The following is a 456-nucleotide window of genomic DNA, read 5'->3' as shown; positions in this document are numbered from 1 at the left end:
CTTCGTGTACAGCTCGACGTGCCGCGCCCCGTCCATGTTCTGGGTCGCGGCCTAGAACTTCGAGTCCAGGTCGGCGACGGACTTCACGATCCGCGCCGACACGTTCATCGCCCCCTGCTCACCGTGCAGGAACTGGCCGAACAACCACGAGCCCTGGTGCCGCCCGAACTCGTACCGCTCCTTCTGCGACATCTTCTCCCAGATGTCGGACCCGCCCAGCCGGTTGAAGTTCTCCGGCAGCCCGGCGACGTTGCTCGGGTCGACCTCAAGGTCTCCGTCGATGCTCTACTCCGCGTCCCACTGCTTGTCCTTGCCCTTCTGTTCCACTTTCATATGCCGGTAGCGCCCGTCGACGTCCTCCAAGATGCAGCGGTTGCCCTCCGCCATGGGGACGTTCTACGTCTCCGTCAGGCCCGGGGGGGAGTAGAGCTCAGACTAAATCACTGGGGGATCCTC

Annotated in this window: 1 protein-coding gene; it reads right to left on the bottom strand. The window is 63.8% G+C overall.

Annotated features, from left to right (window positions below):
• Positions 1–51: 51 nt before the first annotated feature.
• The gene (locus HUX53_RS40515) at positions 52–192 is read right to left on the bottom strand and encodes a hypothetical protein (RefSeq protein WP_255204773.1); all 141 of its coding nucleotides are present in this window, start codon (positions 190–192) and stop codon (positions 52–54) included.
• Positions 193–456: the final 264 nt, after the last annotated feature.

It is taken from the genome of Actinomadura sp. BRA 177, from assembly GCF_013372625.1.
In the GTDB taxonomy this organism is placed as follows: Bacteria; Actinomycetota; Actinomycetes; order Streptosporangiales; family Streptosporangiaceae; genus Spirillospora.
Note: the sequence above shows the minus strand (reverse complement) of the source record. Positions and strands in the feature narration are given on the sequence as shown.